Here is a 26,975-nt window from a genome sequence, read left to right as displayed (position 1 = left end):
AGCTCTGCCTTGACCTGCCCCCAATGGAAAGCATGAAATCCGCTCCTTGTGCTCATATACAGAACGACGAGATGGCCAGGCTGGTGTCGGTTCGCAACCGGATTTTCCCTTAACGAAAAGGACATGCCCATGAAAATACATCATTTAAACTGCGGCACCATGAGGCCCATGGGCGGCGCGCTGCTCAACCAGAGCCCGGCCCTGATCGTCTGTCACTGCCTGCTGATCAATACGGGCAGAGAGCTGATCCTGGTTGACGCCGGCGTCGGCATCGCCGACATGAAAGACCCCCGGCGACTGGGGCCCATGCGGTTTCTGCTGAATATGAAAGCCGATGTTCAAGACACGGCCGCCGAGCAGGTCAAAGCATTGGGCTACAAAACCGAAGATGTGCGGCATATTCTGATCACTCACCTGGACCTGGACCATGCCGGCGGGCTGCCTGATTTTCCCCGGGCCGAGGTCCATGTGCTGAGGCCGGAATACGAGGCGGCCACCCACCCGACGACCTTCCGGGAAAAGGAGCGCTACCGGCGCTGCCACTTTGCCCACTCCCCCCGCTGGGTGGTTCATGAAATGCCCGGCAATGATGACTGGTTCGGCCTGCCCTGCGTCCGGGATACCGATCGGCTGCCGGAAGAGATCGTGCTGGTGCCACTGCCCGGACATACCCGGGGGCATTGCGGCGTGGCCATCCGGACGCCGGAACGGTGGCTGCTGCACGCCGGTGACGCCTATTACCATGAACGCCGCATGGCAGAGGCCGGCGGGTGTACGCCGGGGTTTATCGCCTTTGAATGGTTCGCGCACATCGACCACGGCCGGGCCATGAAGCAGATGCGCGCCCTGTGGCAGGTGGTCAACCGCCACAAAGGCGAAGTCGAAACCTGCTGCACCCATGATCCCTCGGAATTTTCGAGACTGCGGAACAGATAAGGCAATCAATGATGATCCACAATCTGAGTCGTCGCCGGAAATGGCTGCTGGCAATCACCGGGCTGCTGGCGATTTACGTCTTTACCGGGTTTTTCATTATTCCCCTTGTTGCCCGGAACACTACGGTCAGCAAGCTTTCCCAGGCGATAGACCGGAAAGTCGCCATAGGGAAGGTGCGCTTCAACCCCTTTACCCTGACCCTGGCGGTTGAAAATTTCTCCGTAAAGCAGAAAGATTCCGTTGACGACATGGCCGCTTTTCAGTCCCTGTTTGTCAATCTGGAGTGGCGGTCCCTGTTTCGAGCGGCGCCGGTGGTCAGCCAGGCCCGCCTGGACAAACCGGTTGTCCGTCTTTTCCGGGACGAGCGGGGCGCTTTTAATTTTTCAGACCTGATTCAGCCCGCCAAAGAAGAGCCGTCTTCCGTCCCGGAGCCGCAGAAAGCGGATTCAGAAGCGTCCCTGTTTGCGTTCTCCCTGGCCAATATCGAAATTGTAGAAGGCGATGTTGTCTTCAAGGATGAGAGCAAAGGCAAAATCCACCGGTTGGAACACCTGAATGTGGGCGTCCCTTTTATCTCTACCATCGGCAAGGCCGCGGAGGTTTTTGTTCTGCCCCGGTTTTCGGCCGACATCGACGGCCGGCCGTTTTCCCTGGAAGGCAAGACCAAGCCGTTTCACCATAGCCTGGAAACGAATTTTAACCTGGAGCTAAAGGAACTGGACCTGCCTTATTACCTGGATTATGTTCCCGCGGCCCTGCCCGTTACGATCAAAAACGGCACCCTGGATGCCAACCTGACGATTTCATTTATTAATACCCCCGAGACGGCTTTGCGGCTGAGCGGCCGCACGGAATTAAAAGGCCTGAAGGCGACGGATGCTGAAGACCGCCCGCTGCTTGAACTGGACCGGTTGGGAATCGGCCTGTCGCCGTCGGGTATCCTCGGCGGTGACATTCATCTTTCCGCCGTTGAACTGGAAGGGCCGAAAATTCATCTGGTACGGGATGCGTCCGGAAGACTGAACATTCTGCCGCCGCCGGCCGATGCCGGAACCGGCGCTCCGGCGGAAGAAGATCAGGTCCAGGATAGACCAGAAAGTGATTCGCCGATGAAGATTCGGGTCGATGCGTTCCGTCTGGCCGATGCCGTCGTTTCATTATCCGACGGAGACGGGTCTGAAACGGCTGACGGGCCTTCGCCCGGCGAGATAATCGGTCTGCCGCTGCTGGAGGTGGATGCGGTTGCGGTGGATACCGGCAAAAGGGATATTACCATCGGCGCGGTCCGCACGGCCGACGGCCGCCTGCGGGTCAATCGGCTGAAGGACGGGACGTTGAATCTGCAGGCCCTGTCCGGTCCGGCGGCGGAGCCCATCACAGAAGAACCAGTCGGCGAGGATTCGACCCCGGAAGAAGCGTCTCCGTCCTGGGTGGTCTCGTTGAGCACCCTGTCTCTGGACAACTATCAGGTTCGGGCCGAAGGCCTGCTGCCGGGCAACAGCGCCGGCGCGGTCGTCGATCAAATCCGGGCCGCCGTGACGGATTTCTCCACGCGTCGGGACAACACCGGCCAGGTGGATTTTTCCTGCCGTCTCAATGAAAGCGGCCTGCTGACGGTCAAGGGTGGTGTGGGCCTATCGCCGTTGTCGGCCGGTCTGGCGGTCGGACTGGACCACCTGGGCCTGCCCGGCCTTTATCCGTTTCTGGCCGATTATGTTCCCGGAGAGATAACCGGCGGAGAAGCGTTTCTCCAGGGTGATGTATCGCTGGCGCCAGTCCAGGGCAAAGATCTTGCGGCCACATTCCAGGGGCAGGCCGCCATCCGTGACTTCAAGTCCATTGACAGGCAAAAGGGCGGACCGCTGGTAGCCTTTGACGGCCTGGAACTGAACGCCGTCAGGGCCGGCAACCATCCGGCAGCGCTCGAAGTAGGCGATATCCGGCTCATCCGCCCGTCAGCCGAGGTGGCGATTGACGCCGGAGGAAAGCTAAACCTTGCCCGTACGGCCGGAAAAGATGAGGCAGGCACCGGCACCACTGAATTCAAAGCCGATCCATCGCCGGAATCCGCAGGCAAATCCGTATCGGTTGACATTGGAAAAATTGTCCTGGCGGATGGCCGTCTGCGGTTTTCCGATCTTTCTTCAGGCCGGCTTTTTCAGGCCGGGTTGTCCAAAGCCAACCTGGAGGTCTCCGGTGTTTCTTCCCGTCCGGATCAGGTCGCCGAGGTTCTCTTTTCGGGATTGCTTGACAACCAGACACCGCTGAACCTGTCCGGCCGCATCAGCCCTCTGTCCCGGGATCTCTATGCCGATCTTCTTCTCAAGGTGGAAAACCTGGAACTCAGCGGGGTGAGTCCTTATTCCGGCAGATATATCGGCCGTGATATTGCCAAAGGCAAACTGTTCACCGATCTGGGCTACATTGTCAAGGACCGGAAAATGACCGGGGAAAACCATATTTTTATCGATCAGCTGGAACTGGGAAAAACGGTGGACAGCCCCGACGCCGCTGATCTTCCGGTGGGGCTGGCCATTTCCCTGCTGCGGGACCGCCAGGGGAAAATCGTGCTGGATGTCCCGGTTTCAGGAGACCTGAACGATCCCAAGTTCAGTCTGGGCCGGATCATTCTCCAGGCCTTTACCAATATCGTCGTCAAGGCCGCCACTTCACCCTTCTCCCTGGTCGGCGCCGTCATGGGCGGAGCCGATCCCAGCCATCTGGAGTTTGCATACGGCAGCGCCGATATCCCGGAAGCGACCGGCCCTGTTGTCGACAAACTGGTGGATCTGCTCTACGACCGGCCGAAGCTGGCCATTGAACTGAACGGTTTCGTGGATGGAGAGAAGGACCGGCAGGCTTTGGCCGATATGGCGTTCTTAAAAAAGCTCAAGGCCGTCAAGCACGCCGCCATGCCGCCGGCGGAGGCGCGGGCTACAGCCGTGGACAACGTTCTTATTGCCCCGGAGGAGTTCGAGGAGTATCTCTGGCAGGCATACAAGCTTGAGCCGTTTGACAAGCAGAAGAACGTACTCGGCCTGGACAGCAGAATCCCCTCTGCGGAAATAGAGACATTGATGCGTCAGCATATCCAGGTGGATGACGATCAATTGAAAACGCTGGCCGACCAGCGGGCGCGCCGGATACGGGACCGGATTCTGGCTTCCGGAAAAGTCGAACCGGCCCGGGTGTTCGTGGTGGAGGCGTCTTTTTTGAAACCGGAAGCCATTAAGGGTGTCGGCAACAGCCGCGTGGATGTGCGGCTTAAATAAAGAGGCCGAGGGGTCGTTCACTTGACCCCTCGGCCCTTGGAATCCTGCTCATCAGCTGGGTTGAAGAAGAACCGGAGCCTATAACTTATTTAGCGCTTCCTGACCGATATTCCGATAGTATTCGCCGCAAGTCTTCATGGCTGTGTCCAGGATCTGCCGGGCTTCCTGTTTGTTTTCCTCTCCGCCCATGTCCGCCAGCAGGTCGGCTACCAGGATCATGGTATTCGGATCTTTTCCCCAGAAGGGCGAGGCCTGGTATTCACGGTAGTAACGGAGCGATTCCTTCATGTCTTTCAGGGGCCAGGGCAACTGGTGCCAGAACCGGGCCAGGGAGATCATTACGTCCCCTTCCTCGAAATTCTTGTCCATGGCGTAGACTTTTTCAAAATTTTTCTGGGTTTTTCCCTTGAGCCCTTCCGTGACGGCCCCGACGATGCTGATGCCGAACGAGTACATGCCGGCATTGAAGGCAAAGAAATAACAGCCTTCAATTTTTTCCGGTTCAAGCTGCATGGCTTTCTCGGCATAGCGCAGACCCTTTTTAGCGTCCTTCCGGCAGGCGTCCTCCCAGCCGGGGACTAAATGCTCCTGGAGGGCGTGGGTGTAATAGGCGTAAGACCGTGCCAGCCGCCAGTTGGCCTCATAGCTGTCCGGTTCGGCCTCCACCGCTTTTTTACCCAGTTCGATGGCCTTTTTCTGGTTCTCATAACCGCCGGCTTTGTTTAAGGCATCCATTTCATCCAGCAGGGGGTTGGCTAAGGCCACAACGGGTATCATCATCGTCATTACGATCAAACCGGCCCAAAAACCAATCATTTTCACCACAGGCACCTCCCGGCGATTTTTATCGGTTGATAAAAGAAAAAGGTAAATAACTGCTTTTATGAATGTTCTTTATATGCAAGCCGGGCCGATCCGTCAACAAATATAATAAATTTATTTGTTCCGGACTTTAAATAAACATTTGCAACAAATCGGCAAGAGTGGTATCTTCCTGTTTCAATTCAACAAGGAATCAGTCCTATTGTTCCTGTAAATAAACCAGAGAAAATCGAAAGGAGTTCATTGTGAAAATCACCAAGCGTATTATTGTTGTTTTCTGTCTGGGTCTGTTTGTTTTCAACTGCCAGGTAAATACGGTGACGGCCGAGAACAAATCAGCCGCGCTGGCCACCGAAAAAGACAAAATCAGCTATATCATCGGCACCAAGATGGCGGCGTCCCTGCTGAACATCAAGGGAGAAATCAATGTGGACATGCTCAAAAAAGGCCTTGAAGACCAGATGACCGAAAAGCCCCTCATGATCCCCGAAGATGAGGCCAACACCCTGCTTCAGTCTTTTTCCCAGAGAATGCAGGCCAAGCAGATGGAGGAGAGAAAAGTAAAGGGCGAGGCCAACCTGGCCGCCGGCAAGGCGTTTCTGGAGAAGAATGCCAAAAAAGAGGGCGTAACCACCACTGCCAGCGGGTTGCAGTACATGGTGGTCACCAAAGGGACCGGTCCGATTCCGGCGGCATCCGACACCGTCAAAGTCAATTATGAAGGCACTACCATTGACGGCAAGGTGTTTGACAGCTCCTATAAGCGTAACGAGCCGGCGACCTTTCCGGTGGCTAACGTGATTCCCGGCTGGACTGAAGCGCTCCAGCTCATGCCCGTGGGCAGCAAATACAAACTGTTCATCCCCACGGAACTGGCCTACGGCCCTCAAGGCATGGGTCAGCAGATCGAGCCTAACGCGACCCTGGTTTTTGATGTGGAGCTGCTGGAAATCGTCAAACAGGAAAAGAAGGCGCCGGTGGATCTGGTGAACCCGAAAGAGAAAGCAGAAAAAGCCAAACCGGCCACCGAGACAAAAAAATAAATCGGCCATTATCGAGGCGGGCTGAAAAATAAAACGTCTCATCCGGGCAAAATACAAATGCCCGGATGAGACGTTTTTGTTTTAGCGACGGCCTTTATCTGATTGCCGCGAAGGGGTTGGTTCGTTTTTCCCGGCCAATGGTCGTCTCCGGCCCGTGACCGCAATAAACCGTGACATCGTCTCCCAGGGGAAAAAGCTTGTTGCGGATGGCGGAGATGAGGGTATCAAAATCGCCGCCGGGAAAATCCGTCCGGCCGATGGAGCCGGCAAAGAGCGTGTCGCCGACGAAGACCGTCTTGCCGGTCACCAGCGAAATGCCGCCCGGCGAATGGCCCGGCGTGTGCAGGACTTTCATTTCAATATTGCCGAAGGCGATGATATCGCCTTCGTCTACAGTCCGGTCTGGCGGCGGCGAATTGTCGCAGGACAGCCCGAAGGCCGAAGCCATGTCCGACAGGCTCGTCAGCATGGGCGCGTCGGCCGCGTGAATGATGATGTCGGCGCCGGTGGCCTGCTTCAGTTGCCGGTTGGCGCTGACATGGTCAAAGTGGCCGTGGGTATTGATGATATGCTTCACGGTCAGCTTACTGCCGGCCAGCCGGTACAGAATCAGGTCCGCCTCGTCTCCGGGATCGATGACCGCGGCCTGCCGGGTCTCCTCGCAGCCCACGATAAAACAGTTGGCCATGATCGGGCCCACTTCCATCTTCTCAATGATCAACTCCACCTCCATCATTATTAACGCGTTGTTTCGCCTGTTCAATCAGCTCCAGGATGCTGGTGATTTTAGGCTTGGGCCGGGCGTCTATCAGGGCCGCGACCGTTTCCCCCGGGTAATGCGCGTTGAGATACCCGACGATATCGAAGGTCTCCCACCAGCAATCGGCGATTTTCCAGCAGGGGCCGCCGGTCTCACCGCAGGTCAGGCAATAGGCAAAAGGAATCTGGTGACCCAGCCTGGGGCAGTGACGTTCCCGTTCTGACGGCATGCTTCCGACCTTTTTTTATTTTATCATTTGCGGTTTGGGAAATTCGGCAAACACCGCTTCCGAAGCGGCCATCTCTTTCTCGGTAAGTTCGACGTCGGTCAGCTCGCCCGCAAAGTATTTGTCATAACCGGTCAAATCAAGAAGCCCGTGGCCGCTCCAGTTGAACAGGATGACCTTTTCCTTACCTTCCTCCTTGGCCTTGTTGGCTTCATCAATGACGCAGGCCAGGGCGTGACAGGTTTCCGGCGCGGGAATGATGCCTTCTGTCCGGGCAAAGGTGACGCCGGCCTGGTAGGACTTGAGCTGCGGTACCGACCTGGGTTCCAGGATACCCTGGCAGACCAGCTGGCTGACAGTAGGGGCCATGCCGTGGTAGCGCAGGCCGCCGGCATGGAATGGCGCCGGAACAAAGGCGTGGCCCAGGCTGTGCATGGGCAGCAGGGGCGTGTAGCGGGCGGTGTCGCCGTGATCGTACACGAACGGCGCCCGGGTCAGGGTGGGGCATCCCTGGGGCTCCACGGGGTAGATGTCGATGTGCTTGCCGTTAATTTTGTCAAGGACAAAGGGGAAGGCGATGCCGGCAAAATTGCTGCCGCCCCCGGCGCAGCCGATGATGACATCCGGATATTCGTTGATCATTTTCATCTGTTTTTTGGCTTCCAGGCCGATGATGGTCTGGTGGAGCATGACGTGATTGAGTACGCTGCCGAGGGAGTAGCGGGTCTTACCGGTGGTGTCGCTGACCGCGGCCTCGATGGCCTCGCTGATGGCGATGCCCAGGCTGCCCGGGGTGTTCGGATCCCTGGCCAGGGCGTCCCGGCCGGCCTTGGTCTCGTTGCTGGGGCTGGCAACGCATTTGCCGCCCCAGACAGACATCATGGACTTGCGGTAGGGTTTCTGGTCAAAACTGATCCGGACCATGTAGATTTTGCATTCAATGCCGAAATGGGAGCAGGCAAAGGCCAGGGCGCTGCCCCACTGGCCGGCGCCGGTTTCGGTGGTCATGCGCTTGATGCCGAATTCCTTGTTGTAATAAGCCTGGGGAACGGCCGTGTTGGGTTTGTGGCTGCCCGGGGGGCTGACGCTTTCGTTTTTAAAATAAATTCTGGCCGGCGTTCCCAGAAATTTTTCCAGGTTGCTGGCCCGGACCAGGGGGGACGGCCGCCAGATCTTCAGGATACCCAGCACCTCATCGGGGATATCGATCCATCGCTGTGAGCTGACTTCCTGCTCGATCAGGTTCATGGGGAAAACCGGCGCCAGCATATCCGGACTGATCGGTTTTCCGTCAGGTCCCAGGGGGGGATTCATTTTAATATCCGCCAGAATATTGTACCACTGACGGGGCATGTCCTCTTCGGCTAATAAAACCTTTTTGTTGCTCACCGGTATTCTCCTTAGTTGATGATGGGTTAAGAAGGTGTCTGGTCTTTTTTTGTCTGGGGTTCGATTTTTTTCCGGATGCTGTCCAGCACCCCGTTGATAAAGGCTCCGGAGTCTTCGGTGCTGAACTGCTTGCCGATCTCAATGGCTTCGTTGATGGCCACCTTGAATGGCACATCCTCGCAGTACATCATTTCATAGACCGCGATTTTCATGATATTCCGGTCCACGCCGGACATGCGGCTGATCTTCCAGTTCTGGGAGTGTTCCACCAGCAGGGTATCGATTTGCTGCCGTTTTTCCCTGACCCCGCGGACGAGGGTGAAAAAATGGGGAACGGTTTCCGGGGTCAGCTCGAAGCGGGTGCGGAAGGTTTCCAGCTCCTCTTCGAAATTGCTCCACGCGTTCAGGTCCCCGGCAAAGAGAAACTGCAACGCGTAAATCCGTGCTCTGCGTCTTCCCGCCATGACGGATTTCCTTTAAGCGATCTTTTTCATCAGATTGGCCATTTCCACGGCGGCCATGGCCGCGTCCCAGCCCTTGTTGCCGGCTTTGGTCCCGGCGCGCTCAATCGCCTGCTCAATCGTGTCGGTGGTAATCACGCCGAAAATCACCGGCACGGACGATTCCAGGCCGACCTGGGCGATTCCCTTGGACACCTCGGCGCTGATGTATTCAAAATGAGGTGTCGCGCCGCGAATGACCGCGCCCAGGCAGATGACCGCGTCATAGGTGCCGGCGGCCGCCAGTTTTTTGGCTGCCAGCGGAATCTCGAAACAGCCCGGCACCTTGACCAGAGCGATGTCCTTGTCGGCGGCGCCGTTTCTGATCAGCGCGTCCACCGCGCCGGCGACCAGCCGCTCGGTGATAAAATCGTTAAACCGGCTGGCGATCAGCGCAAACCGCTTGCCCTGCGCGGAAAGCCCGGCTTCAATCAGTTTTGGCATATGTCCTCCTCCCGTAATTTGGTTTTTTCCCATTCCGTATTTTCAGTGACTGGTTATCCCGGGTTATGGCACGCAGTCCAGGTTCAGGGTATGACCCATTTTCAGTTTTTTGCATTCCAGATAATTTTTGTTGTAAGCATTGGGCTGAATTTCAATGGGAACCTGCTCCACCACCGACAATCCGTAGCCTTCCAGTCCGACGATTTTCTTGGGGTTGTTGGTGATCAGGCGCATCTTTTTTACGCCCAGATCGGCCAGCACCTGGGCGCCGATGCCGTAATCCCGCAGGTCCGGCCGGAAGCCCAGTTTCTCGTTGGCCTCCACCGTGTCCAGCCCGTGGTCCTGGAGGTTGTAGGCCTTGAGCTTGTTGACCAGGCCGATACCCCGGCCTTCCTGGCGGACGTACAGCAGGATACCGGCCCCCGCCTCGGCCATCATGATCATGGATTTGCGCAGCTGGTTGCCGCAATCGCAGCGCAGGGAGCCGAAAATGTCCCCGGTCAGGCATTCGGAATGAACACGGACCAGCACCGGTTCGTCTTCTTTAATGTCTCCCTTGATCAGGGCAATGTGCTGGAAATCATCCATGTCGTTTTCGTACACGGCCACCTTGAACTCGCCGCCGAACTCGGAATGAATTTTGGCCTCCACCACTTTTTTGACAAAGGATTCGGTCCGCATGCGGTACTCGATCAGGTCGGCGATGGTGCAGATGCCGATACCGTGCTTTTCGCCGAATTTTTCCAGGGACGGCATTCTGGCCATGGTGCCGTCGTCGTTCATGATTTCACAGATGACCCCGGCCGGTTTCAGCCCGGCCAGACGGGCCAAGTCGACCGAGCCTTCGGTCTGGCCGGCCCGGACGATCACCCCGCCGCGCCGCGCCCGAAGCGGAAACACATGGCCCGGCCGCACCAGGTCCTCCGGCGTGGCGTCGTCGGCCACGGCCGTCAGGATGGTGGTGGCCCTGTCGGCGGCCGAAATGCCGGTGGTGACCCCCCGGGCGGCTTCAACGGACACCGTGAAGCCCGTTTTATACTGCGAGGTGTTCCGATCCACCATCAGGGGCAGGTCCAGGGCCTCCACGATGCGGGCGTCCAGGGCCAGGCAGATCAGGCCCCGGCCGTACATGGCCATAAAGTTGATCACTTCCGGGGTTACTTTTTCGGCGGCGATCATCAGGTCGCCTTCGTTTTCGCGATCTTCGTCATCCACCAGGATGATCATTTTCCCGGCGCGAATGTCCTGGATCGCGTCTTCAATGCTCATTACTCCCATGATACTTCTCCTCTGTTATACAAACCCCGCTTTCAGCAGGGTTTCCCGTGTTATCGGGCCGCCGGCGGATTGATGCGTCTCATCAGTCAGGCCGGCGGTCAGAAAATGTTTGACGTACTTTCCGATGATATCGGTTTCAATATTGACCCGTTCATCCGGCTGCCGGAAGCCGATGGTGGTCATGGCCGCGGTATGCGGTATGATACTCACCTCAAAAAAATCCCGGCCGCAGCGGTTAATGGTCAGGCTGATGCCGTCCACGGCCACCGACCCTTTGGCCACCATATAGCCGGACAACTCCGGACCGACCCCGACGGTAATGATTTCGGCGTTGCCGGCTCTTTTTTTATCCCTCATGACGGCGGTCCCGTCAATATGCCCCGTGACCAGGTGACCGCCCAGGCGGTCGGTAAACCGCAGGGCCCGCTCCAGGTTCACCCGGCTGCCGCCCTTCAGTTCTCCCAGGGTGGTCCGGGCCAGGGTCTCCGGCGAGGCATCGGCCTCAAAACGAGTCCCGGTCACCGTCACTGCCGTCAGGCAGACGCCGTTCACCGCGATGCTGTCGCCTACGGCGGTGTCGCCCAGGTTGAATCCGGCGTCAATGCTGATTCGCCGGCCGCCGCTGACCGCCCGGGTGTCGCGAATGACACCCAGCCCCTCGATAATACCGGTAAACATCAGTTCAGATAACCTTCTACCATAATATCATCGCCTATCTGGCTCACCGTCATGTTGCTCACTTTGAGCACGTCTTTCATCCATTCCGGACCGGTTCCGGAGCAGGCCGGAACCCCGTCATCGCCGCCCAGGATCTTGGGGGCGTAAAAAAAACAAATCTTATCGACGATGCCCGCCTTAAGGGCCGCCCCGCTGACCCGCCCGCCGCCTTCGATCAGCAGACTGGTGATGTTCAAGGCGCCCAGCCGCGCCATCAGGTCCGGCAGGCGGATGCGACCGTCCCCGTCAAGCGTTTCCGGGATCACCCGCACGCCTTTGTACTCCAGCCGCTCCTTTTTGTCGCCGTCGACCGCCGGCCCGGTGACTACCAGGGTCGCGGCCGTGGATTCGACGTTAAACACGGCCGCGTTCTCGTCCACCGTCAGCCGGGAATCCAGAATGACGCGCAGGGGATCCTTCGCCGGCCGGTCGCCAAGGCGCGCGGTCAGCCGGGGGTTGTCGGCCTTCACCGTTCCCGCCCCGACCATGATGGCGTCGGCGGCATGCCGGAGCCGGTGGACATAACGCCTGGCCGCCTCTCCGGTCACCCAGCGGGAGTCCCCGGTCCGGGTGGCGACCCGGCCGTCCAGGGTCATGGCGCATTTCAACGTCACGAACGGTTTTTTTGTCCGGACAAACTTGAGAAACCATTCGATCTGTTTTTCAGCCGCTTCCCGGCATACGCCTTCAACCACTTCGATGCCGCGGCTTTTAAGAAAATCACGGCCGCCGCCGGTGACATTCGGATTCGGATCCCGCACGGCAAAAACCACCCGGGCGATCCCGGCGCGGATGATCTTTTCCGTGCAGGGCGGCGTCCGGCCGGTATGATTGCAGGGCTCCAGCGTCACGTACAGGTCGGCCTTTTCGCCCAGGGAACCGGCCTCATCGAGGGCCACCACCTCGGCGTGAGGTCTGCCGGCGGCTTCATGCCAGCCCCGGCCCACGATCCGGCCGTTCTTTACAACCACCGCGCCGACGGTCGGGTTGGGGGAGGTAAACCCCTCGGCCTTTTCCGCCAGCCGGATCGCTTCTTCCATAAAACGGATATCATCCATGTTGCCCGCACACCGCGCCGATCGCCGCTATCGTTTTAACAAACTTTTCAGCTCGGAATAAAAATCATGCACGTCTTTGAATTCTCTGTATACCGAGGCAAACCGGACGTAGGCCACGTCGTCCAGGGCATGCAGTTTTTTCATGACCTTCTCGCCGATGATGCTCGAAGGGATCTCGTTCTCGCCGGTTTCCATCAGGTCCCGCTCCAGTTCATCGATAAACGCCTCGATGGCGTTGGTGCTGATCGGGCGCTTCTGGCAGGCGCTGTGAATACCGACCCGGACCTTTTCTTTGAGAAAGGGCTCCCGGCGGCCGTCCTTCTTGACGATCATGATGGGCACCTTTTCCACATGCTCGTAGGTGGTAAAACGGCGCTGACAGGCGAGGCATTCCCGGCGGCGGCGGGTTTCCGTGTCTTCCCGGCTAAGTCGGGAATCGATAACTTTGTTCTCGAGTCCTCCGCAAAACGGGCATTTCATGCTTTATCCCCTTTCGGTCTGGCCGCCCGTCTGGATCAGCTTAATGTCCGCTTCGCTCAACATTTTAGCTGACAAGGCGTCGGCATACCCATCCTTGTAATAGATGGTTTTTAACCCGGCGTTGATGATCATCTTGGCGCATATCGAACAGGGATGATTGGTGCAGTAAAGGTCGGCTCCGCTGATGGTGACCCCGTGGGAAGCGGCCTGGATGATGGCGTTCTGTTCGGCATGAATGCCCCGGCACAATTCATGCCGCTCACCCGACGGCACCTGAAGCTGGGCCCGGAGACAGCCGGTTTCGGAGCAATGGGCGACACCCGACGGAGCCCCGTTATATCCGGTGGCCAGAATCCGCTTGTTTTTAACGATTACGGCCCCGACGGATCGCCGCAGACAGGTGGAACGGCTGGCGACCAGTTCGGCGATCTGCATGAAGTAGGTATGCCATTCCGGTCGTTTCCAGTTTTTTCCGGTTGAACCGTCCATATGTTGTCTCCCGAATTCTTCGGATGTGCCGTCCGGCCCGCCTTTTTATGTCCTGGCCGGAAATTGACCGGAGCTATCGTTCAGGCGCCGTCCGGCCATAACGGATGGCGTTCAGGCATAGAGCGGAAACTGCCGGCAGAGGTCTTTGACCGCCGCCTTTGACCGCTGAATAACGGCTTCATCGGCTCGATTTTTTAGAACGGTAACCATCAGATCGGCCACGATCTCCATTTCTTTTCCGGTCATCCCCCGGGACGTCAATACGGGCGTCCCGATCCGGACGCCGCTGGTAACCAGGGGCCCCTGCGGATCGTTGGGAATGGTGTTTTTGTTTACCGTTAAGCCGGCCCGCTCCAGAATTGTTTCGGCTTCCTTGCCGGTAACCCCGAGACTCCGCAGATCCGCCAGCATGAGATGATTGTCCGTTCCTCCGGAAACCAGGTCAACGCCCCGGTCCATCAGCGACCGGGCCAGAATTCCGGCGTTTTCCACCACGGCCGCCTGATAGGTTCGGAAGCCTTCGGTCAGGGCCTCCCCGAACGCTACCGCCTTGGCCGCAATGACATGCATCAGCGGTCCGCCCTGAATACCGGGGAATATTTCCTTGTTGAGTATTTTGCTGTAATCCTGGTTGGAAAGAATCAGTCCTCCCCGGGGTCCCCGCAGGGTCTTGTGGGTCGTAGAGGTGACCACGTCGGCAAAGGGCAGGGGCGACGGATGCTGGTCCGCCGCCACCAGCCCGGCGATGTGGGCCATGTCTACTACCAGCAGGGCGTTGACGGACCGGGCGATCTCCCGGAATTTTTCAAACTCCAGCCGGCGCGGGTAAGCACTGGCGCCGGCCACGATCATTTTCGGGCGATGGGTTCTGGCCAGGTCCGCGAGCTGGTCGTAGTCGATGCGGCCGGTATCCGGGCGCACCCCGTAATGTTTGAAGTTAAACAACTGACCGGAAAAGTTGGCCGGACTGCCATGAGTCAAGTGCCCGCCGTGGGACAGGTCCATTCCCAGGATGGTGTCTCCGGGCTTGAGCAACGCGAAATAAACCCCCATATTGGCTTGAGATCCGGAGTGGGGCTGTACATTGGCATAGGCCGCCTGAAACAGCCGCTTGGCCCGGTCAATGGCCAGCTGCTCGGCCACATCGACGAACTCGCAACCGCCGTAATAGCGCTTGGAGGGATATCCCTCGGCGTATTTGTTCGTCATGACGCTGCCCTGGGCGGCCATAACCGCCGGGCTGGCGACGTTCTCCGAGGCGATCAGCTCCAGGTTGTTCTGTTGCCGCTCCAGCTCCAGGCGAATCGCCCGGGCAACTTCAGGATCACTCTTTTCCAGCAACTCCAAGCTCAACGCTACTTCTCCGATCCAATAATGATATTTTGTCTAAAGCCGTTCATTAATGTAACTGACGGCGTCCTGCACGGTTTTGATCTTTTCCGCTTCGTCATCCGAAATTTCCAGATCGAATTCGTCCTCCAGAGACATCAGCAACTCCACAATATCCAGGGAATCCGCGCCCAGGTCACTGATGAATTCGGATTCAAGGCTGATGTCCTCTGCGGCGATCTCCAGTCTGTCTGCGATAATCCGTTTGACCTTATCTTCAACCGACATGTTGTTTCTCCTTATATTATCCTTTTTCTATCCCATGTATAATCCGCCGTTGACGTGAATCACCTGGCCGGTGATATACGCGGCCTGGTCAGATGCCAGAAACGCCACCACCCCTGCCACGTCCTCGGGTTCTCCTATCCGTCCCAGGGGAATTTTTTCGGTGATGCCCTTTTTTTCCTCGGCGGAGAGAACCGCCGTCATATCCGTATGGATCAGACCGGCCGCCACGGCGTTCACGGTGATGTTCCGGGAGGCGAATTCCGCCGCCACCGATCGGGTCAGCCCGATCAACCCCGCTTTGGAGGCCGCGTAGTTGGCCTGGCCGGGATTGCCGGTCAGCCCTACCACGGAACTGATATTGATGATCCGGCCCGACCGCTGCCGGAGCATCTGCCGGGAGGCCGCTTTCATGCACAGAAAAGCGCCCTTGAGATTCACGGCCAGAACATCGTCCCAATCCTGCTCGCTCATGCGGGGGATCAAGCCGTCCCGGGTGATGCCGGCGTTGTTGACCAGAACATCCAGGCGGCCGGACTCATCGACAATGGCGCCAAAAAAATCTTTGACCTCATTTTCTTTAGAGACATCGGCAGCGACAGCCGTTGCCTGGCCGCCCTGTTTTCTGATCAACACCTCTGTTTCCTGGGCCGCCGATAACGATCTGGAATAATTAAAATAAACATGAGTACCCCTTACGGCCAGGGCCAGGCATACCGCCCGGCCGATGCCGCGGGCTCCCCCCGTTACCACGACTACCCGCTGGTTCTGGTCAAGACCCATGGGCGTCTGCTCCTGATCAACCCCGTTCATTCGGGCGAATGACCGACCTATTCCTTGACTTCGAAGGCCGTCCGGCCTTTGTAAGTGCCGCAGGAAGGGCAGGCCCGGTGAGGTTGCTTGGCTTCCCCGCATTGCGGGCAGGAAATGACATCTACCGGGGATGCCTTGTAGTGGGCGTGCCGCATATCCCGTTTTGATTTGGATTTCTTGTGCTTTGGAACTGCCATCTTATATTCTCCTTATCCGTTTTAATTATTAACAATTAAAATCAATCGCCAAAAAACGCCGGAAAATCGGCCGGCGCTTATATTTATAAGCCGTACAATCTGGATAGGAATAAAGAAAACGGCAATTATTGTCAAGGATTTTATTCCGGTAACGATATGAAAACGGTATGAAATCAGAAAGAAAGCCTGTCCGGAGGCGGAAAGAGGAGGGAAAAGACATTATCCGCGGTTGGAAGGCCTGAACCGGACAGTAAAAAAATCAGCCGCGGGTAAACCAAAGACCGAGTTTTTTCAAAGTGTTATCCGTTGGGTTCCCGTTTGAATCCCAGCCCCGCAATTGATAGTATTTTGGCAGCATTTTATCCAGGGGAACCACCCTTTTGAGATCTCCGGACAGGGGTTCATGGGTAAACCGTCGGGGAAGCCAGTCCTGTTTTTTGTCGATTCCTTCACGTAAATTAAACATCCGCTCCAGGGTAAAACCCCGATTGCCGACCGCCACGAACCGGCCGAAATCCATGGGCATGCCCGTGGCCAGTTTGATGGCTTTGGAATGGGGCAGCATGGGCAGGTGGATTTTTTGCATCCAGGGCGGCAGCCTTAGCATGCCGTCGATCAGCGGCCAGGTCCAGGTCAGCAGAAAACTGACGACGGCGGAAGCCACGGGATGGCTTGGAAGCTTGAAAGCCTGGGCCGGCACAAAGGTCCAGGAGGTAAACAGGCAGTTTCCGCCGGCGCTGATGGCGGAAAGCAGGTTCTGGTCCAGAATAACCCAGCCCGGTTTGGAACGGGCATGAAGCGGTTTGAGCGTGGCCGGACCGGAAACCTCAAAATAAATCATATACCCGCCGTCCAGGTGGCAGGCGCCCCGGTTGGCGGTGGCGTATCCCAGGCCGTGTCCCACCGCCGACCGGGGTTCATAGGCCGCCATTTCCAGCCCTTTGGAATGAGCCGCGAACTCGGCTCCGCCGTATTTTTCCGACAGGCGTTTGACGCCTTCGGCCAGGTCGCTGCCAATCCCCCGGCGATAGGCGATGTCGGCAATGATCGCGGAGATGTTGTCGGTCCGGCCGAAATCAAGGTCGTTTTTCCACAGCCCTTTGCGGTTCAATTCCGTGGCAAACCCCAGCACGTTGCCGATGCTGATGGTGTCCATGCCGAGAAGATCCAGCTCGTAGTTCCAACGGATAATCGAATCCATGTCGCTGACGCCGAGATTGGCTCCCATGAGGCAGAGAATTTCATACTCAGGTCCCTTGATCTCCTTCCCGTTATATTCCACCACCCGGCCGCAGCGGATGGGGCAGGTCACGCACCCGAAGTTTTTGACAAGGTATTTTTCCGCCAGCCGTTCGCCGCTGATATCATCGGCCTTTTCAAAGGTGCCTTCGGTAAAATTCCGGGTGGGCAGGGCGTTGTTGCGGGAAAGGATATTGACAAACACGGCCGTTCCGTATTTGGGAACAATATCGCCGGTAGCGGGGTGAGACTGCAGCAGCTGAACCCATTTTCTGACGGTCTGCTTGAATGCCTCGGGCGCGGCGATGTCGATCTTCTGTTTGCCGAAAGCGGCCATGCCTTTCAGGTTTTTCGAGCCCATGACCGCTCCCATGCCGGCCCGGCCATGACTTCTTTCCTGGGAGACCACCGAGGCAAAGCGCACCAGGTTTTCTCCGGCCGGGCCGATGGCCATGGTACCGCCCTTGTTGCCGGCCAGCATCATCTCCTGGGCCTTCTGGGTATCCGTGCCCCAGATGTCTCCGGCCGGTCTGATTGCAATCTGACCGTCATTCATTTCGATATATACCGGCTGGGCTGCCTTACCCCGCACGATCACGCCGTCAAAACCGGCGCGCTTGAGGTGAATACCGAAATTGCCGCCGCTGTTGGAATGCCCGATGCCGCCGGTCAGCGGACTTTTGGCGGAAATATCATAGCGGCTGGACGAGGGCGCGCCGGTTGCGGTCAGCGGCGAGGTCATGACGATCAGCAGGTTGTCCGAGGAAAGCGGGTCTACCCCCGGTTTCAATGTATCCCAGAGGATTTTGGTGGACAGATATCGTCCGCCCAGAAATTTTTCCCGGTCTTCGTCCGTGACCGGATAATCGGAAATCGTTCCGGAAGAAAGGTCGATATCCGCCACCCGGCCGGTATACCCCTTGTATCGGGATGCCATTGCTCCTCCTTACCCTGGGACAGGTTGATAACGGAATTTTATGTAGTGGTTACATGCAACGAAATCAATTCCGGACCGGTTTGTCAAGAAATCTCGTCTCCCGACCCGGGCCGGTATTAATTTGCCAAATCGTTTTTACCGGTGTTATAAGCAGCCTAACGAAAATTTCAGGAGATGAAAATGGAAACCATTGTGACCCGCTTTCCGCCGAGCCCCACCGGTCATCTGCATATCGGCGGCGCCAGGACGGCCCTGTTTAACTGGCTTTACGCCCGGCACACCGGCGGCCGATTTATACTGCGCATCGAGGATACCGACACGCAGCGCTCCACCCAGGCCTCGGCCGACGGCATCATCGAATCGTTGCAGTGGCTGGGCATCGACTGGGATGAAGGGCCTTATTTTCAGTCGGAACGGTTTGATATTTATCGCCAGTACGCCGACCGGCTGGTGGCGGCCGGCCGGGCCTATTACTGTGATTGTACGCCCGAGTTGCTGGAGGAAAAAAGGAAAAAAGCCCTGGCTGTGGGCGGCAACCCGGCTTATGACGGTACCTGCCGGGAAAAGGGGCTGGCCCCGTCGGATAAAACCGTGGTCCGCTTCCGGACGCCGGATGCCGGAAAAACCATTCTGGATGATGCCGTCAAGGGCACCATCGCCTTTGACAACGCCGAAACCGGTGATTTTGTCATTTTCAGGAGCGACGGCACGCCCACCTATAATTTTGCCGTGGTGGTGGACGACATCACCATGGGTGTCAACACCATTATCCGGGGGGACGATCACGTGGCCAACACGCCCCGCCAGATCATGCTCTACCTTGCCCTGGATCACCCCCTGCCGCTTTTTGCCCATGTGCCCATGGTTCTGGGCAGCGACCGGTCACGGTTGAGCAAGCGGCACGGCGCCATGTCCGTCCTGGAGTACCGGGACATGGGCTTTCTGCCTTCCGGGCTGCTGAACTATCTGGTCCGCCTGGGCTGGTCCCACGGCGACCAGGAATATTTCACCATGGCGGAGTTGAAAGAAAAGTTTACCCTGGATCATATCGGCAAATCGGCCGGAGTGTTCAATCCCGACAAGCTGCTGGCCATCAATGCCGAACACATCAAGAACACCCCGCCGGAGGCCCTGACGACCCACCTCAAACCGTTCCTGAAGGGAAAGGGATACGCCGCTGACGATGACCGCTACCTTGCCGGCGTCATCTCAACCCTGACGTTACGGAGCAAGACCCTGCGGGAAATGGCGGACAAGGCCGCCTTTTATTTTGAAGAGCCGCTTTCCTATGATGAGAAGGCGGCGCAGAAATTTCTGGTGCCGGACAACCTGAACCTGCTTGAGATGAGCGCCGAGGCGGTCGACGGCCTGACTGACTATACCCAGGAAAACCTGGAAAAAGCCTTTCAACTGATCCTGGACAGGACCGGTGTAAAATTCGGAAAAATTGCCCAGCCCCTGCGGGTGGCCATCACCGGTCGGACCGAAAGCCCCGGTATTTTTGAAACCATGGTGGCCCTGGGCCGGCCGGCGGTAACCCGGAGGCTGGCCGCGGCAATCGCCCGCATTAAAAACCCATGAGTTTTTTCTTGACCTTAACCGGACGGGTTTGTTATGGTGACTTCGTTTTTTGAGGGATCGTCCAACGGCAGGACAACGGGTTCTGGCCCCGTTTATTAAGGTTCGAATCCTTATCCCTCAGCCAGCCAACCACAAGGGTTTAGCCAAAAGCTAAGCCCTTTTTTATTTCTTTACCCCACACTCTACCCCACACAGAGCAAAAAAAGGGCTAGGCAAACCAAACCGCCCAGCCCTTCAAAAAACCTTGCTCGTTATGGAAAACCTTTTGCGTTACCTCTAGCGCACGCCATGCGCTGGATTGAAGTTGATCTCGTAACTTGCGGAGACATTTCGCCAGTCCTCCGGTCGACCCCACTGCGTCAAGCTGCCATTCTCGAACAGGAACCAGAATGGAACAGGCTGCTGCCCCAATTGCCCGCCAGTCATTTCCATGGTGAAGACTTCAATGAGACCGTCTTTGCCCTTTTGTGCCGCTCTAAGAATCGGGCCTTGAGTCGTGCGGGTGTCGGGAAATGTATAGAGAAACGCCGATTTGGAAATACCGACCGAGAGGCCGTTAAGGTTGGACTGAAGGTAGTACGTGGCACATCCGAACATAAGCGACAGCGAAACAGCCAAGACAACTAATTTCACAATGCGGTTCATTCTCTTACTCCCCCAAGAGCATGGCAATGATTGTTTAAGCTATACTTCTCTATTTATAAAATATAATTATTTTAATATAAATCAAGATAAAAACCAACAGCAGAGTATTCCGATTTTCCGTTATTTTGCGCGCGTTCCTATCCCCGGTGGTTAAAGACTTGAAAACTGGCAAGAAAGACATACCCCCCATATCATGCTTCATGAGCTGCGCCGGGATTTATTCGCTCTTGAAACCTGACAAAGAAATCCGCTTTTTACTGCGTAAACTACCCACTTTTTTCGTGAAAAACAATAATTAATTAAGTATAAACGATTGGTTATAGATAATTATGTAGGCCGGAATTTTAGGAGTGCCATAAAAGAGTTTTTTACAACTTGCCGCCTAAATAACATGTTGTCATCTTTTAGGCATCCAAGGCGTCTAACACACGACCAGCTTTCCGCGCGTAGTGGTGTTTCTTTTGGTGTTTGCTTTTTTTATAGTGTCGGTCATTTATCATGCAACACTTGCCTTTTTTATAGTTTCGGTTATTTGCTCTGAAAGCTATCATGACTGATTGCCCTTTTTTATGGACTCAAATAATTACCCAAACAAAAGCTAACTTGTCCTGTGGTCGTGAACCTAACTTGCCAGCTTGGAGAGCCTCACCTTAATTTTCGAAATAAATTCAAGCTAACCTTTTTTATTCCAAGCGCACCGGGTTAGGTCACAGATTGTGCCCCGCCCTGGCTTGCCATCAAAATAAGCGGTGCCGTAACATAAACCGGATTGTTTGCAACGTGCTAAACAGCCACCATGCCTGTTAAGGTCGTCTTCTATTTCGGCCCGGTGTTCTTTTGCCCAGGAGACAACTTCCCCCCAAAGTTCTTCTGGCAGACCACTTAATCCCTTCAAGGTGATCTTACCCGTGGACTCGATTATTGCGGTTATTCTGAAAGTCTTTAAATATTCAATGGGGGTCATATTTCAATTTCATCCGGCAACGAATTAAACGAATTAAACGAATAATGGTTGTGTGTTTGGTCGGCTCTTGCCGCTTTTTTCGTTAATTCGTTTTTTTCGTGCAGTACGTATATTGTTCTTGGCCGCCCGTCAGTTGATTCGATGGTCATACTTAACTGGCTATTCATTACCATTTCATTGAGTGCCGCCTGTATTTTTTCCGCCGGGATATTTCTTTTAAAAACATCTTCGTTGATTTCGGTGGCGGTCATCGTTCCCCGGTCTCGGATAGCCTGCCGAATTTTCTTTTTCATAGGGTTTATTTTCAATGCCACTCCGAGAATCAGGCGGGTGGCGTCCACAGCCTGTCCTAGGTAGAACATAGCCGCATCAATACCCCTTTGCACCCCTTCCTCACCCATCTGCTTCCGTGGTGACTGGTCCTTATGGAAGCAATGAATCAAATCAATGGCTGCGGCTAACCGTAACGCCGTCCCATACGCCTTTGGCAAGAAACCTCGAATCTCAGGGGGCAAGTCGAATTTCTGCCGGTCTAAGTCGTTTCGCCAGGTTAAAAATAAAGATTGCCCTTCTTCATTCAAATGAATGCGGTGGAGAAGCTCTTGACCGTCTACCCAAGCGAAGGCCCGCTTTAATACGTCTTCCCAAACCTGCTGGTCGGCATCTGCCCAAGTTTCGGGCGTCAATGTGTGGTGATCTGACGGGGCATATGTAAAGAGCCCCCGGTAGATTGTTCCATCTTTCAGGAATTGCTTATCTCCTTTGCCAAACACTTGCTGGAAAATTAACGGTTGAATCCCACCTATAACAGATACGCGCGCGCCGGTGATTAACATACTTCTTGAAGCACGGCTGATTCGAACATCATGCCCGTCATAAAGTCGTAACCATGATTCTCGGTCCGTTCCCTTCCCGTTTTTATATTCATTCTGCCCACTGATCAGGCTACTGGCCTCGGCTAATATGGCAAGAATGCCGCCGGTGCTATGGCCGTCCAAGTCAGCCCGCAAGCCTTCTAGAGTTAAATCTGTGCAATAATAGGCACGGGATCTGTCTGCTGGCCGTCCACGGTCTTGCGGAGCCATTGTTTCCCATTCAATTGTTTCTAACCTTGCCCGTTCCTGTTCATTGCGCTGTAATTCCCTGAATACGCTTGCCAGACTTTGCATTTTCGCCGTTTTTCCTCCGCCACTTTCATTTATATCGATAACCCAGAAAATTAGTGGTTCTTGCCAACCGTCTTTCATCTCTATCGAAACATAACGACCTACAGTTGCCCCAATCATCGCACAAGCGAACCCTGGTAACGGGTCAGGTGTCGAAGCGCATGATCTAGCCAGTCTTTTAAAACTATCTTCTATTACTGCCGGAAGAACGCTCCAGGGATAAGGGCAGCGGGGGATAAGTTCTCTTGCCGTCTGCCATTGCCCTAGTTCCGATCTCGATTCTGATTCTGTTTGACTTTCACCGTACAAATTGTTACTATTCCTCATTAGGTAATTCCTTTCTTAAAGGCCGTTTTCCCTGCCAGGAACGGCCTTTTGCTTTTCAGGCCATAACACCATTGCCTGAAGTGATTCGTTCCTTCTGCGAGCAAAACTGCCCGTTAAACTGCCTTTTTTGAGCCTGATTTTTCGATATTTGATGGTTCGGATTTATGCCCATCCTGAAAAGGAACAAAAAACAATTGGCGTTCCCGCAATTCTCGACCATATTTCGGCTTCCGCACATGCAATGAAGGCATTCCCTCCGAATAACTTTGACGGAAGGCCTTCCGCGCCCAGCACGATAATGGAAAAGTGGGCAGGGTTCGCCGGTTAGCAGGGCATCCCCGCCGCAATTTTTCACGTCCGCCGCACCGCCGCAACATTCAAGGCAAAAACGCCTTACAGCCCGGCCAGGTGTTAGGGGTTTTTTATTCATAGCCGCCTCCTGCCGGTGTAACCCGGTGACGTGCGATATATTCCAGCAAGTCATCCAAGGCATAACGCACGTTGCGTTTATTCAATTTTACGTAAACCGGACCGCGCCCTAAACCGCGCCAGTTGTCCAACGTTCGAGGGTTCGAGCCTATCAGGGCCGCCGCTTCCTTGGTATTTAGTAGTTTTTGGGCTTCCATGTTTTCACCTGCCTGTTAAAAGTTGTTAAATGTTTTAACTGTTTTAATCTGGGTTTATTATGGCCCCAAAGTGCGTGATAAGTCAATGATTTTATTAGGAAAAATAATACGTATTGTTTTTCCTAAATTGAAAAACAGGGAGGGTGTTACGTCTGCGTACTTGAACGCTAAGGGAGATTTTTAAGCGTGGTTTGCCGGAATATTAGGAAGGGTTTCCAGGTATGAAACCTTTAAAAACATCAGGATTTAACCCTTCAGCTTTAAGGGCTTTTTTTAGTTCGGTTACATAAAGTTGAATATGTTTCAAGGTGTCATCTACGCTTGGAAGGTTATTTTCCTTTTGTATGACGTCCAGGGCTGCCCATTGGTCCAGGCCTGTGTGGACACATTGTAAGTATTCCCTAAATAGCATTTCTTCATTAACTTTCTTTGGCGGTTTACCTCTCCCTGTAACGCCTATTTTTGTAATTCCCATGGTTCGGAAAAATGACGCCTGCCTTTTTTCCGTTCGCGGTTCTTTACTTTCCCGGTATGCTTTAACAGCCTGGTTATAGCATTCAAAAAAAATAATATGCTCTTTCAGTGAATCGTTTGCGTCTTGTGCGTTTTCTATTGTTTCTATAGGGATTAACGCCTCGTCGGGCCACTTTCTTTTTTTAAAGGCAACGCTCTTAAGAAGCTCTTTTTGTATAGCCTGTTTAACGGTTTCCATTTGTTCCGTGTTCAGATCAATTTTTTTTAAACGCCAAGATGCAGCAGCTATGGCCTTTTTACGGGCTTTAGGGCTAATCGGATAATTCCATATACTACAAAGCTGTTTCAATAAAAACGGCGGCCAGCCTGTTTTTTCCCTCAAAATTTCAATTTCTTTAGAAACGGCTTCGGCTATTTCTGATAGTGTTTTCTTTTTCATATTTCCGGTTCCTGGTTTCCGATGAATAAAAAAATAGAGGATACTTATTTTTTATAGGGCCAAGGGGGGTTCCCGGGAAGGTGTAACCCCTCGACAAATTTTTTAAAACCTTCAACTTCGCCCTTTGCTTCCGCCCTTTTTCCCATTTTCCGAATGTGCGTCCGTAACTGTTGAAGGGCCGCTTCAGGACTTTCCAGGCCATGCATAGCCGCCAGGCTTTCAAGCGCCGACGTGGGATCAGCCGGATAATAATCAGGGCCAGGATTTATCAACCAAACATAATCAACAATCAAATGCCCGCTGCGGGTCTTTTTATTTTTCCCGGTTGATACACCTAATTTTTTCAAAAACAATGCCGCTTTTAGGTCAGACCGTATCCCCGTAGTTTCGTGGTATTCGTAGGCCGCGTTTAAAAAACTTTGCAGAAAATCCAAAATTTCGTTTCTTAATTGGTCAGAGTTATTTCCCGCCTCCCCATCTTGCGCTTGTATGTTTTTTAGGCGTTCTTGTGCTTCGCTTATGACCATTAGCCGCTCAACCTTATTTTCAAACTCGGTGGGCTTATAGCAAGGATCAATAGCCGCTAAAAGGCGCTCAAAGGCTGTGGGGTCTTTGTGTTTTCGTGTCATTATCCCGTTGCCTGGTTCCGGCCCTGATAGTGAAGATCAGGGAAGGCGGTCCAGGTTTCCGCCGTTCGGGGCAGGTGATCAGCCCGCCCCTATCCCTGCCGGAAGTATGGTTTTATATGCTCAATTCAACCTTGAAATCCGTGGCGTTTACAACCGGCCGCACCATCCCTTTTGTGCGCACCAGATCAACAATGCCGTAATTGGAAAGGGTTTTAAGGGTTCTTGATAAATTCGATTTCTTCCGGCCGGATATGGTTTCCAGTTCGGCCAGGGATGCCGGATGCTTTTCCTTGATTAACCGCAACAGCTTTTGATTCTGGCCGCTCAAAATCTGCCCCAGGGATTCCATGGATTCAAACCAGATTTTTGGCTCACTCTTACCGGGTTTATATTCACCTTTGGCAATGGCAATCGTCCGACGCCGGTAATCTTCCTTTGACATGATCCCAATTTTCATTACTTTTTCGGCCATGATATTTATCCCTTCAAGTATTGATCAACCGCCTTCCAGAAATCTTCAAGCAACTGGCCGGCGGATTGAAAATGATACGGTTGCACCTTATCCAAACGGTGCGCATGATCCCAGGCAACTTTTCTTCCGGAAAAGCCTTTCTGCTTCCGTGGCTTGACCGCATGGGCATTATCAAAACCGACAACCCGGTTATTGTTCCGGTCATGCAGCGTCAGGGAATACTTTATCCCATGGGGCGCGGTTTTGCTTGGCGGTATGGGCTTGATTTCGAATTTTACCCAGAAACCGCTATCCATGGGAAAGATTTCACCGTCCAAGTCCAGCAGCGTGTCAAGGGAACCATCTTTTTCAGCGGTCATGTTTACCTGCGCAATAGGTTATCATCTGATGATAATTTGTCAACATTCTTTATTTTGTTTCGGTGCCCGTCTTTTCGGCCTTGCTTTCCGGGCCGCCCAGTATGGCCGCCGCAGCCGTAACCGCCGCGCTTCGCAATGTTTCATCCTTTAAGTGGCTGTATCTTTGCGTCATGGCCGTGCTTTTGTGGGTTAACAATTTCTGAACCCGGTATAAATCAACCCCGCTTTCTACCAGCGTTGAAGCGTAAACGTGCCTCAGTCCGTGCAGGGGCCGGAAGTCGTCGGGAAGGCCAGCCTCATTTTTCAGTTTATCAATCAACCGTTTCGTGGTAGCCCGTTTTCCGCCATGCCTCCCAGGGAAAACGTAAAGGCTTGTTTTGTGCCGTGGGCATTGTTTTAAAACTTCAACCGCCGCCGGGCTCAATGGCAGTTTCTGGCTTTGCCCGCCCTTTGGGTCGGCCAGGAAAATAAACCCCTTTTGCAAGTCTACATCCTGCCATTGCAATTTGAGAATTTCCCCGCGCCTCATTCCAGTAAACAGGGCCAGCTTCATAATCAGGGCCGCCGGTTCGGTTCCGTGTTCGTTTAAAACTTCAATGAGTCTTGTTAATTGTTTCGGGCTTAATGTTTCTGTTTTTTCGTTGTCTTTTTCAGGCATTTCAACAATGAATGGAAGGCCGGGGCATAGCCTTTTCTTAATGCCATAATTGGAAATCCGCCTGAACAGTTCCAGGGTGTTATAAACCGTGGCCGGGGAATGGGTTTTCAGCATTTTCAGGCGTAGCCGGTCAACGTCAAGAGGTGAAACGTCCTTTGGTTCCTTATTTCCAAACAATGGTTTTATGTGGTTTTCATAGCGGTTCCGGTCGGTCTGTATGCCCTTGATAGGCCGGGTTTCCTGATACTGGTTCCAAAGTTTATTGAACGTCCAGCGGCCAGCTTCCGCCGCTTTCTGGGCTTCCAGGGCCGTCCGCCGTTCCGCGTTTGTCATTTGACCGTTTATGCGGGACGCCCGGATATGGTTTGCTTTTGCCGCCGTCATTCCCTGCCTGGCATACCCCGCCTTTTCTTCTATTAGC

The 26,975-nt window shown here is 54.6% G+C and carries 28 protein-coding genes and 1 tRNA gene; 5 read left to right on the top strand and 24 right to left on the bottom strand.

Annotated features, from left to right (window positions below; all coding sequences use genetic code 11):
* Positions 1-129 precede the first annotated feature (129 nt).
* Both AB1724_12360 and AB1724_12355 read left to right on the top strand, forming a co-directional pair.
* A complete protein-coding gene (locus AB1724_12360; protein ID MEW6078600.1) occupies positions 130-936 on the top strand; it encodes an MBL fold metallo-hydrolase in 807 nt (268 codons plus the stop codon).
* 8 nt (positions 937-944) lie between these two features.
* A complete protein-coding gene (locus AB1724_12355; GenBank protein MEW6078599.1) occupies positions 945-4,208 on the top strand; it encodes a DUF748 domain-containing protein in 3,264 nt (1,087 codons plus the stop codon).
* Between the two features lie 78 nt (positions 4,209-4,286).
* Here AB1724_12355 and AB1724_12350 read toward each other — a convergent pair whose 3' ends face one another.
* On the bottom strand, positions 4,287-5,024 hold the full coding sequence (locus AB1724_12350) for a hypothetical protein (GenBank protein ID MEW6078598.1): 738 nt from the start codon (positions 5,022-5,024) through the stop codon (positions 4,287-4,289).
* Positions 5,025-5,275: 251 nt separating this feature from the next.
* Between AB1724_12350 and AB1724_12345 the strand changes: the two genes are divergently transcribed.
* Positions 5,276-6,073, top strand: a complete 798-nt coding sequence (locus tag AB1724_12345) for an FKBP-type peptidyl-prolyl cis-trans isomerase (GenBank protein ID MEW6078597.1) — start codon at positions 5,276-5,278, stop codon at positions 6,071-6,073.
* Between the two features lie 94 nt (positions 6,074-6,167).
* Here the strand turns inward: AB1724_12345 and AB1724_12340 are convergent, their stop codons facing one another.
* From AB1724_12340 to AB1724_12270, 15 genes are all read right to left on the bottom strand, one after another.
* Complete coding sequence (locus AB1724_12340; protein ID MEW6078596.1) at positions 6,168-6,794, bottom strand: MBL fold metallo-hydrolase; 627 nt, start codon at positions 6,792-6,794, stop codon at positions 6,168-6,170.
* Positions 6,784-7,062: a hypothetical protein gene (locus AB1724_12335; GenBank protein ID MEW6078595.1), complete on the bottom strand. Its 279-nt coding sequence runs from the start codon at positions 7,060-7,062 to the stop codon at positions 6,784-6,786. Before AB1724_12335 ends, AB1724_12340 begins: the two co-directional genes overlap by 11 nt.
* A 15-nt stretch (positions 7,063-7,077) precedes the next feature.
* A complete protein-coding gene (locus AB1724_12330; protein ID MEW6078594.1) occupies positions 7,078-8,448 on the bottom strand; it encodes a TrpB-like pyridoxal phosphate-dependent enzyme in 1,371 nt (456 codons plus the stop codon).
* Between the two features lie 26 nt (positions 8,449-8,474).
* Positions 8,475-8,912, bottom strand: a complete 438-nt coding sequence (gene nusB / locus AB1724_12325; GenBank protein ID MEW6078593.1) for a transcription antitermination factor NusB — start codon at positions 8,910-8,912, stop codon at positions 8,475-8,477.
* Positions 8,913-8,924: 12 nt separating this feature from the next.
* On the bottom strand, positions 8,925-9,392 hold the full coding sequence (gene ribE, locus AB1724_12320; GenBank protein MEW6078592.1) for a 6,7-dimethyl-8-ribityllumazine synthase: 468 nt from the start codon (positions 9,390-9,392) through the stop codon (positions 8,925-8,927).
* Between the two features lie 63 nt (positions 9,393-9,455).
* On the bottom strand, positions 9,456-10,670 hold the full coding sequence (locus AB1724_12315) for a bifunctional 3,4-dihydroxy-2-butanone-4-phosphate synthase/GTP cyclohydrolase II (protein ID MEW6078591.1): 1,215 nt from the start codon (positions 10,668-10,670) through the stop codon (positions 9,456-9,458).
* Between the two features lie 15 nt (positions 10,671-10,685).
* Positions 10,686-11,348, bottom strand: a complete 663-nt coding sequence (locus AB1724_12310; protein MEW6078590.1) for a riboflavin synthase — start codon at positions 11,346-11,348, stop codon at positions 10,686-10,688.
* Positions 11,348-12,445 carry a bifunctional diaminohydroxyphosphoribosylaminopyrimidine deaminase/5-amino-6-(5-phosphoribosylamino)uracil reductase RibD gene (gene ribD, locus AB1724_12305; GenBank protein MEW6078589.1) on the bottom strand — a complete coding sequence of 366 codons (1,098 nt, stop codon included), beginning with the start codon at positions 12,443-12,445 and terminating at the stop codon, positions 11,348-11,350. The genes AB1724_12310 and ribD overlap by 1 nt, the downstream gene beginning before the upstream one ends.
* A gap of 27 nt (positions 12,446-12,472) precedes the next feature.
* Positions 12,473-12,925, bottom strand: a complete 453-nt coding sequence (gene nrdR, locus AB1724_12300; GenBank protein ID MEW6078588.1) for a transcriptional regulator NrdR — start codon at positions 12,923-12,925, stop codon at positions 12,473-12,475.
* Positions 12,926-12,928: 3 nt separating this feature from the next.
* Positions 12,929-13,414: a cytidine/deoxycytidylate deaminase family protein gene (locus tag AB1724_12295; protein ID MEW6078587.1), complete on the bottom strand. Its 486-nt coding sequence runs from the start codon at positions 13,412-13,414 to the stop codon at positions 12,929-12,931.
* A gap of 111 nt (positions 13,415-13,525) precedes the next feature.
* The gene (glyA, locus tag AB1724_12290; protein ID MEW6078586.1) at positions 13,526-14,767 is read right to left on the bottom strand and encodes a serine hydroxymethyltransferase; all 1,242 of its coding nucleotides are present in this window, start codon (positions 14,765-14,767) and stop codon (positions 13,526-13,528) included.
* A 33-nt stretch (positions 14,768-14,800) separates the two neighbouring features.
* A complete protein-coding gene (gene acpP, locus AB1724_12285) occupies positions 14,801-15,031 on the bottom strand; it encodes an acyl carrier protein (GenBank protein MEW6078585.1) in 231 nt (76 codons plus the stop codon).
* A gap of 27 nt (positions 15,032-15,058) precedes the next feature.
* The gene (fabG, locus tag AB1724_12280) at positions 15,059-15,811 is read right to left on the bottom strand and encodes a 3-oxoacyl-[acyl-carrier-protein] reductase (GenBank protein MEW6078584.1); all 753 of its coding nucleotides are present in this window, start codon (positions 15,809-15,811) and stop codon (positions 15,059-15,061) included.
* Positions 15,812-15,858: 47 nt separating this feature from the next.
* Positions 15,859-16,038, bottom strand: coding sequence for a 50S ribosomal protein L32 (gene rpmF, locus AB1724_12275; protein ID MEW6078583.1), 180 nt, complete (start codon positions 16,036-16,038; stop codon positions 15,859-15,861).
* A gap of 259 nt (positions 16,039-16,297) precedes the next feature.
* A complete protein-coding gene (locus AB1724_12270; protein ID MEW6078582.1) occupies positions 16,298-18,214 on the bottom strand; it encodes an aldehyde ferredoxin oxidoreductase family protein in 1,917 nt (638 codons plus the stop codon).
* A 180-nt stretch (positions 18,215-18,394) separates the two neighbouring features.
* Here AB1724_12270 and gltX point away from each other — a divergent pair, with 180 nt between their 5' ends.
* Positions 18,395-19,795, top strand: a complete 1,401-nt coding sequence (gltX, locus tag AB1724_12265) for a glutamate--tRNA ligase (protein ID MEW6078581.1) — start codon at positions 18,395-18,397, stop codon at positions 19,793-19,795.
* Positions 19,796-19,845: 50 nt separating this feature from the next.
* A tRNA-Gln gene (locus AB1724_12260) sits at positions 19,846-19,919 on the top strand.
* 152 nt (positions 19,920-20,071) lie between these two features.
* Here the strand turns inward: AB1724_12260 and AB1724_12255 are convergent.
* From AB1724_12255 to AB1724_12220, 8 genes are all read right to left on the bottom strand, one after another.
* Positions 20,072-20,440 (bottom strand): hypothetical protein, encoded by a 369-nt coding sequence (locus tag AB1724_12255; GenBank protein ID MEW6078580.1) that lies wholly within the window; start codon positions 20,438-20,440, stop codon positions 20,072-20,074.
* A 960-nt stretch (positions 20,441-21,400) separates the two neighbouring features.
* Positions 21,401-22,690, bottom strand: coding sequence for a DUF3987 domain-containing protein (locus AB1724_12250; GenBank protein ID MEW6078579.1), 1,290 nt, complete (start codon positions 22,688-22,690; stop codon positions 21,401-21,403).
* Positions 22,691-23,319: 629 nt separating this feature from the next.
* Positions 23,320-23,523: a helix-turn-helix domain-containing protein gene (locus AB1724_12245; GenBank protein MEW6078578.1), complete on the bottom strand. Its 204-nt coding sequence runs from the start codon at positions 23,521-23,523 to the stop codon at positions 23,320-23,322.
* A 202-nt stretch (positions 23,524-23,725) separates the two neighbouring features.
* On the bottom strand, positions 23,726-24,436 hold the full coding sequence (locus tag AB1724_12240; GenBank protein ID MEW6078577.1) for a hypothetical protein: 711 nt from the start codon (positions 24,434-24,436) through the stop codon (positions 23,726-23,728).
* 44 nt (positions 24,437-24,480) lie between these two features.
* The gene (locus AB1724_12235) at positions 24,481-25,065 is read right to left on the bottom strand and encodes a hypothetical protein (protein MEW6078576.1); all 585 of its coding nucleotides are present in this window, start codon (positions 25,063-25,065) and stop codon (positions 24,481-24,483) included.
* Positions 25,066-25,177: 112 nt separating this feature from the next.
* On the bottom strand, positions 25,178-25,537 hold the full coding sequence (locus AB1724_12230) for a transcriptional regulator (GenBank protein MEW6078575.1): 360 nt from the start codon (positions 25,535-25,537) through the stop codon (positions 25,178-25,180).
* A 5-nt stretch (positions 25,538-25,542) separates the two neighbouring features.
* Positions 25,543-25,896 (bottom strand): DUF6516 family protein, encoded by a 354-nt coding sequence (locus AB1724_12225; protein MEW6078574.1) that lies wholly within the window; start codon positions 25,894-25,896, stop codon positions 25,543-25,545.
* 49 nt (positions 25,897-25,945) lie between these two features.
* Complete coding sequence (locus AB1724_12220; protein MEW6078573.1) at positions 25,946-26,554, bottom strand: site-specific integrase; 609 nt, start codon at positions 26,552-26,554, stop codon at positions 25,946-25,948.
* Positions 26,555-26,975: the final 421 nt, after the last annotated feature.

Source organism: Thermodesulfobacteriota bacterium (assembly GCA_040753795.1).
Classification (GTDB): Bacteria; Desulfobacterota; Desulfobacteria; order Desulfobacterales; family Desulfosudaceae; genus JBFMDX01.
This window is presented reverse-complemented; position numbering and strand designations above follow the sequence as displayed.

Bases quoted from the DNA above. Each gene is read 5' to 3' on its own strand.
- gltX (MEW6078581.1), top strand. From the start codon at position 18,395: ATGGAAACCATTGTGACCCGCTTTCCGCCGAGCCCCACCGGTCATCTG.
- rpmF (MEW6078583.1), bottom strand. From the start codon at position 16,038: ATGGCAGTTCCAAAGCACAAGAAATCCAAATCAAAACGGGATATGCGG.
- AB1724_12270 (MEW6078582.1), bottom strand. From the start codon at position 18,214: ATGGCATCCCGATACAAGGGGTATACCGGCCGGGTGGCGGATATCGAC.
- AB1724_12255 (MEW6078580.1), bottom strand. From the start codon at position 20,440: ATGAACCGCATTGTGAAATTAGTTGTCTTGGCTGTTTCGCTGTCGCTT.
- AB1724_12360 (MEW6078600.1), top strand. From the start codon at position 130: ATGAAAATACATCATTTAAACTGCGGCACCATGAGGCCCATGGGCGGC.
- AB1724_12310 (MEW6078590.1), bottom strand. From the start codon at position 11,348: ATGTTTACCGGTATTATCGAGGGGCTGGGTGTCATTCGCGACACCCGG.
- nusB (MEW6078593.1), bottom strand. From the start codon at position 8,912: ATGGCGGGAAGACGCAGAGCACGGATTTACGCGTTGCAGTTTCTCTTT.
- AB1724_12335 (MEW6078595.1), bottom strand. From the start codon at position 7,062: ATGCCGTCAGAACGGGAACGTCACTGCCCCAGGCTGGGTCACCAGATT.
- nrdR (MEW6078588.1), bottom strand. From the start codon at position 12,925: ATGAAATGCCCGTTTTGCGGAGGACTCGAGAACAAAGTTATCGATTCC.
- AB1724_12245 (MEW6078578.1), bottom strand. From the start codon at position 23,523: ATGGAAGCCCAAAAACTACTAAATACCAAGGAAGCGGCGGCCCTGATA.
- AB1724_12350 (MEW6078598.1), bottom strand. From the start codon at position 5,024: ATGATTGGTTTTTGGGCCGGTTTGATCGTAATGACGATGATGATACCC.
- AB1724_12235 (MEW6078576.1), bottom strand. From the start codon at position 25,065: ATGACACGAAAACACAAAGACCCCACAGCCTTTGAGCGCCTTTTAGCG.
- AB1724_12315 (MEW6078591.1), bottom strand. From the start codon at position 10,670: ATGGGAGTAATGAGCATTGAAGACGCGATCCAGGACATTCGCGCCGGG.
- AB1724_12220 (MEW6078573.1), bottom strand. From the start codon at position 26,554: ATGCCTGAAAAAGACAACGAAAAAACAGAAACATTAAGCCCGAAACAA.
- AB1724_12230 (MEW6078575.1), bottom strand. From the start codon at position 25,537: ATGGCCGAAAAAGTAATGAAAATTGGGATCATGTCAAAGGAAGATTAC.
- ribD (MEW6078589.1), bottom strand. From the start codon at position 12,445: ATGGATGATATCCGTTTTATGGAAGAAGCGATCCGGCTGGCGGAAAAG.
- fabG (MEW6078584.1), bottom strand. From the start codon at position 15,811: ATGGGTCTTGACCAGAACCAGCGGGTAGTCGTGGTAACGGGGGGAGCC.
- acpP (MEW6078585.1), bottom strand. From the start codon at position 15,031: ATGTCGGTTGAAGATAAGGTCAAACGGATTATCGCAGACAGACTGGAG.
- AB1724_12250 (MEW6078579.1), bottom strand. From the start codon at position 22,690: ATGATTGGGGCAACTGTAGGTCGTTATGTTTCGATAGAGATGAAAGAC.
- AB1724_12240 (MEW6078577.1), bottom strand. From the start codon at position 24,436: ATGAAAAAGAAAACACTATCAGAAATAGCCGAAGCCGTTTCTAAAGAA.
- ribE (MEW6078592.1), bottom strand. From the start codon at position 9,392: ATGCCAAAACTGATTGAAGCCGGGCTTTCCGCGCAGGGCAAGCGGTTT.
- AB1724_12355 (MEW6078599.1), top strand. From the start codon at position 945: ATGATGATCCACAATCTGAGTCGTCGCCGGAAATGGCTGCTGGCAATC.
- AB1724_12225 (MEW6078574.1), bottom strand. From the start codon at position 25,896: ATGACCGCTGAAAAAGATGGTTCCCTTGACACGCTGCTGGACTTGGAC.
- AB1724_12295 (MEW6078587.1), bottom strand. From the start codon at position 13,414: ATGGACGGTTCAACCGGAAAAAACTGGAAACGACCGGAATGGCATACC.